Below are 5267 nucleotides of genomic sequence, written 5' to 3' on the forward strand. Positions count from 1 at the left end.
GCGGGGGGCATGACCCTCGACCCGGCGCTGCCCCAGGCGCGCCTCGGCATCGGTCCCGCGCTCTGGCTGATGCTGTTCTGCCTCTTCCTGATGGTGATCGAGCTGCGAACCCGGCTTGGCCTGGGCAGCCTCGCGGGCTGGCTGCTGGTGGTCGCGGTGCTGGCGGCCTGGTGGCTGGCGGTGCCCTGGCTGGAGCCGCTGGCGCTCGCGCGCGAGTACCGGGGGCGTAGCGGCCAGTTCGCCGGCGCCGTCCTCGACCATCTCCATCTGGTGGGGGGCGCCGTGGGGGCGAGCCTGGTGCTCGGCACCCTGATCGCGCTGGCCATGCGCCGCCATGCGGGCATCGAGCGGGTCGGCTTCGCCGTGCTCAACTTCCTGCAGACCATTCCCAGCCTGGCGCTGTTCGGCCTGCTGCTGGCGCCGCTGGCGTGGCTGTCGGCCAACGTGGCCTGGGTGCAGGCGCTGGGCGTGCGCGGCATCGGCTGGGCGCCGGCCTTCCTGGCCCTGCTCGGCTACAGCCTGCTGCCGATGGTGCGCAACACCTTCGTGGCGCTCTCCGGGGTGGACGCCGACGTGCTGGAGGCGGCGCGGGGCATGGGCATGAGCCGCGCCCAGGTGTTCCTGCAGGTGCGCCTGCCCCTGGCCCTGCCGGTGGTGCTGGAGGGGGTTCGCATCACCACCATCCAGGCCATCGGGCTGGCGGCGGTGGCCGCGCTGATCGGCGCCGGGGGGCTGGGGACCTTCATCTTCCAGGGCCTGGGCCAGGCGGCCATGGACCTGGTGCTGCTGGGGGCCCTGCCGATCCTGGCCATGGCGCTGGCGGCCGATTCCCTGCTGGGCGCCCTGACCCGCCGCCTGGATCCTCGCGCCGCCAAGGGAGCCCTGCCATGATCGAACTCGACCGGGTCACCCGGCGCTTCGGCGCCGAAACGGCCGTGGCGGAGCTCTCCCTGCGCATTCCGCGCGGGGAGCTGTGCGTGTTGGTGGGGACCTCCGGCTGCGGCAAGTCCACCACGCTGCGCATGATCAATCGCCTGATCGAGCACGATCAGGGGCAGATCCGCATCGACGGGCGACAGGTCCGCGAGTTCGACGAGCAGCTCCTGCGCCGGCGCATCGGCTACGTCATCCAGAGCACGGGCCTGTTTCCCCACTGGACGGTGGCCCGCAACATCGGCCTGGTGCCGCGCCTGCTCAAGTGGCCGCGGGAGCGCGTGGCGGCGCGGGTGGAGGAGCTGATGGCCCTGCTCGGCCTGCCGGTCGACACCTTCGCCGGCAAGTACCCGCACCAGCTCTCCGGGGGGCAGGCCCAGCGGGTCGGGGTGGCCCGGGCCCTGGCGGCGGACCCGGATATCCTGCTGATGGACGAGCCCTTCGGGGCCCTGGACCCCATCACCCGCGAGGCGCTCCAGGTCGAGCTGCGCGCCCTGCAGGCGAGGTTGCACAAGACCATCGTCTTCGTGACCCACGACATGGACGAAGCGCTGGCCCTGGCCGACCGCCTGGTGGTGATGCGGGCGGGGCGCATCGTGCAGCAGGGCGCGCCCCTGGAGCTGCTGCGCGAGCCCGCCGACGACTTCGTGGCCTCGATGCTGGGCGGCGACGACCGCGGCCTCAAGGAGGCCGCCATCCTGCGGGTGGCTGAGCGCATGCTGCCGCTCTCGCCCCGGCTGCTGCCCCGGGCGCGGGTCCATCGCGATGCCACCCTGCGCCAGGCGCTGGCGGTGATGTTCCGCGAGCACGCCGACCGCCTCGCCGTGGTGGACGACGCCGACATGGCCGTCGGTGAGCTGTCGCTGCGGCGGCTGGTCGGGAGCCGTCGGGATGAGTGAGCCGGTCGCCGGCCCCGCGTCTGGCGGGGCCCGCTGCTGTGGCTGGCCTGCCTGCTGCTGCTGGCGGCGGGCATGGCCTGGCTGGAACCGCTGTTTCGCTGGCTGCAGCCCGGCACCCGCCAGGTGATCTACCCCCACGCCGACTTCCTGGGGCTGCTGGGCCGCCATCTGCTGGTGGTGGCGGTGGCCTCGCTGCTGGCCATCCTGCTGGGCCTGGCCGCGGCCGTGCTGGTGACGCGACCCGCCGGGCGGGACTTCCTGCCGCTGGTGGCCCAGTTCGCCTCCATGGGCCAGACCTTTCCCCCGGTGGCGGTGCTGGCCCTGGCGGTGCCGGTGCTGGGCTTCGGCACCTGGCCGATCATCGTGGCGCTGCTGCTCTACGGCCTGCTGCCCATCGTGCGCAACGGCCTGGCCGGGCTGGAAGGCATCGACGCCCGGGTGCTGGAGGCCGCGCGGGGCATGGGCATGAGCGCCTCCCAGCGGCTCTGGCAGGTCGAGCTTCCGCTGGCCGCGCCGGTGATGCTGGCCGGCATCCGCACCTCGGTGACCATCAATATCGCCACCGCGGCGCTGGGGGCCACCGTGGGTGCCAGCAACCTCGGCGCCCCCATCATCTCGGGCATCGTCAACGGCAACACCGCCTATGTGCTGCAGGGGGCGGTGCTGATCGGCCTGCTGGCGCTGACGGTGGACAGCGCCTTCGAGCGCCTGCAGGGCCGGCTCGGCCGGTACGGCGCCTGAGCCGCCCGGCAGCAAGATCCACTGGCTTCTGGCTCCTTGGTAGCAAGGCAGGTGAATATTCCCGCATTTTACGTTAACGTCACCCTGGGTTGCGTTGACCCGCCAGGGGCCACCCCTCTGGCAAAGGGCGAGACAAGCGACAACACTGCCCTCAAAAGGGGTAGAGGATACCGAGATGACAACGACACAAGAGATCCATACGCCGGACTTCCTCAGCGGCGACGAGTTTTCCATTCCCACCTTCCGGCTGCTCCAGCAGGACGGCACCCTGCACGAGGGGGGCGAGGCCCCCGAGCTGGACCGCGACCAGGCGCTGAAGATCTACCACGCCATGGTGGCCACCCGGGTGCTGGACGAGCGCATGATGGCGGCCCAGCGCCAGGGCCGGCTCTCCTTCTACATGCAGTGCACCGGCGAGGAGGCGGCGGTGATCGGCGCCGCGGCGGCGCTGGACGACGCCGACATGATCATGGCCCAGTACCGCGAGCAGGGCGCCCTGGTCTACCGCGGCTTCAGCTACGACGAGTTCATGAACCAGCTGTTTGGCAATGAGCTCGACTACGGCAAGGGGCGGCAGATGCCGATCCACTACGGCTCGCGCAAGCTGCACTACATGACCATCTCCTCGCCGCTGGCCACCCAGATTCCCCAGGCCACCGGCTACGCCTACGGCCAGAAGCTGGCCGGCGACGGCCACTGCACCATCACCTTCTTCGGCGAGGGCGCCGCCTCCGAGGGCGACTTCCACGCCGCGCTTAACATGGCGGCGGTGCACGAGGTGCCGGTGATCTTCTTCTGCCGCAACAACGGCTATGCGATCTCCACCCCCTCCATCGAGCAGTTCGCCGCGGACGGCGTCGCCCCGCGGGCCTTCGGCTACCGCATGCACGTGATCCGCGTCGATGGCAACGACATCCTCGCGGTGCTGGCGGCGACCCGCAAGGCACGCCACATCGCCGTGGAGCAGAACAAGCCGGTGCTGATCGAGGCGATGACCTATCGCCTGGCGGCCCACTCCTCCTCGGACGATCCCTCCGGCTATCGCTCCAAGAAGGAAGAGGAGGCGTGGCGGGACAAGGACCCCATCCTGCGCATGCAGAACTGGCTGGTGGCCCAGCAGTGGTGGAACGAGGAGGAGGAGAAGGCGCTCCAGGAGCAGCTGCGCCGCGAGGTGCTGGAGACCATGAAGAAGGCCGAGAAGCGTCCGCCGCCGCCGCTGGACAGCCTGGTCAGCGACGTCTATGCCGATGTCACCCCGGCGCTGCAGCGCCAGCTCGACCGGCTCAAGAGCCATATCCGCAAGTACCCGGAGGCCTATCCCAAGGGAGCCCGCTCCCTGGATCCGGACGTGAGTGCCACCCACGAGGCCGGCGCTCGGCATGCTGACGACGCTAGGGGAGGGGCCTGAGATGCCGACCATGAATCTGCTGCAGGCGATCAACAACGCCCTGGACATCGCCATGAGCGAGGACGAGAAGGTCATCTGCTTCGGCGAGGACGTGGGCCTCTTCGGCGGGGTCTTCCGCGCCACCAGCCACCTTCAGGAGAAGTACGGCCGCGCCCGCTGCTTCAACACTCCGCTGGTGGAGCAGGGCATCATCGGCTTCGCCAACGGCCTGGCGGCCCAGGGCTCGGTGCCGGTGGCGGAGATCCAGTTCGCCGACTACATCTTTCCGGCCTTCGACCAGATCGTCAACGAGACGGCCAAGTTCCGCTACCGCTCCGGCGACCTCTTCAACGTCGGCGGCCTGACCATCCGCGCCCCCTATGGCGGCGGCATCTCCGGTGGCCACTACCACTCACAGTCGCCGGAGGCCTATTTCGCCCATACGCCGGGCGTCAAGATCGTGGTGCCGCGCAACCCCTACCAGGCCAAGGGCCTGCTGCTCTCGGCGATCCGCGACCCGGATCCCGTGCTCTTCTTCGAGCCCAAGCGCCTTTATCGGGCCTCCACCGGCGAGGTGCCCGAGGAGGACTACCAGCTGCCCATCGGCGAGGCCGAGGTGACCCGCGAGGGCAGCGACATCACCGTGCTCGGCTGGGGCGCCCAGATGGAGGTGATCGAGCGCGCCGTGGAGCTGGCCGAGAAGGAGGGCGTCTCCTGCGAGGTGATCGACCTGCGCTCCATCCTGCCCTGGGACGAGGACACCGTGGTCGAATCGGTGCTCAAGACCGGGCGTCTGCTGATCACCCACGAGGCGCCCCTGACCGGCGGCTTCGCCGGCGAGATCGCCGCCACCGTCCAGGAGCGCTGCTTCCTGTACCTGGAATCCCCCATCGCGCGGGTGACCGGCCTGGATACTCCCTTCCCGCTGACGCTGGAGAAGGAGTATCTGCCGGACCACCTGAAGATCTTCGAAGCGATCAAGGCCTCGGTGGCCTTCTGATTCACCGCGATCGGGACCGACGCGAGCCAGGACAGGAGCAAGACAATGAGTGATTTCATGCTGCCCGATATCGGTGAAGGTATCGTGGAGTGCGAGGTGGTCGAATGGCACGTGGCCGAGGGCGACGTGATCGAGGAGGACCAGCCGGTGGTCGAGGTGATGACCGACAAGGCGCTGGTGGAGATCACCGCCCCCGAGGCGGGGCGGGTGACCCGGCTCTACGTGGCGAAGGGCGAGATCGCCAAGGTGCACGCGCCGCTGTTCGCCTATGAGGCCGAGGGCGAGGCAGCGGCCCAACCGGCGGCGG

6 protein-coding genes are annotated in these 5267 nt (G+C 69.9%); all 6 read left to right on the forward strand.

From position 1 onward, the window contains the following. Positions 1-891 (forward strand): ABC transporter permease (locus J5F18_RS11365; protein WP_346298744.1); only part of this gene is annotated, 891 nt, incomplete at its 5' end. Further along, positions 888-1832 carry an ABC transporter ATP-binding protein gene (locus J5F18_RS11370; RefSeq protein WP_346298745.1) on the forward strand — a complete coding sequence of 315 codons (945 nt, stop codon included), beginning with the start codon at positions 888-890 and terminating at the stop codon, positions 1830-1832. The genes J5F18_RS11365 and J5F18_RS11370, both read left to right, overlap by 4 nt. A gap of 33 nt (positions 1833-1865) precedes the next feature. Next, positions 1866-2573, forward strand: coding sequence for an ABC transporter permease (locus J5F18_RS11375; RefSeq protein ID WP_346302220.1), 708 nt, complete (start codon positions 1866-1868; stop codon positions 2571-2573). Positions 2574-2748: 175 nt separating this feature from the next. Then, positions 2749-3981 carry a thiamine pyrophosphate-dependent dehydrogenase E1 component subunit alpha gene (locus tag J5F18_RS11380; RefSeq protein WP_346298746.1) on the forward strand — a complete coding sequence of 411 codons (1233 nt, stop codon included), beginning with the start codon at positions 2749-2751 and terminating at the stop codon, positions 3979-3981. A 1-nt stretch (position 3982) separates the two neighbouring features. Next, a complete protein-coding gene (locus J5F18_RS11385; RefSeq protein WP_346298747.1) occupies positions 3983-4960 on the forward strand; it encodes a transketolase C-terminal domain-containing protein in 978 nt (325 codons plus the stop codon). Between the two features lie 45 nt (positions 4961-5005). Continuing rightward, positions 5006-5267, forward strand: a 262-nt coding sequence (locus tag J5F18_RS11390) for a biotin/lipoyl-containing protein (protein ID WP_346298748.1), incomplete at its 3' end; no start/stop codon positions are given.

Source organism: Halomonas sp. BM-2019 (genome assembly GCF_017584085.1).

Excerpts from the sequence above, each read along its gene's own strand:
- J5F18_RS11370 (WP_346298745.1), top strand. The coding sequence starts at position 888 with ATGATCGAACTCGACCGGGTCACCCGGCGCTTCGGCGCCGAAACGGCC.
- J5F18_RS11380 (WP_346298746.1), top strand. The coding sequence starts at position 2,749 with ATGACAACGACACAAGAGATCCATACGCCGGACTTCCTCAGCGGCGAC.
- J5F18_RS11385 (WP_346298747.1), top strand. The coding sequence starts at position 3,983 with ATGCCGACCATGAATCTGCTGCAGGCGATCAACAACGCCCTGGACATC.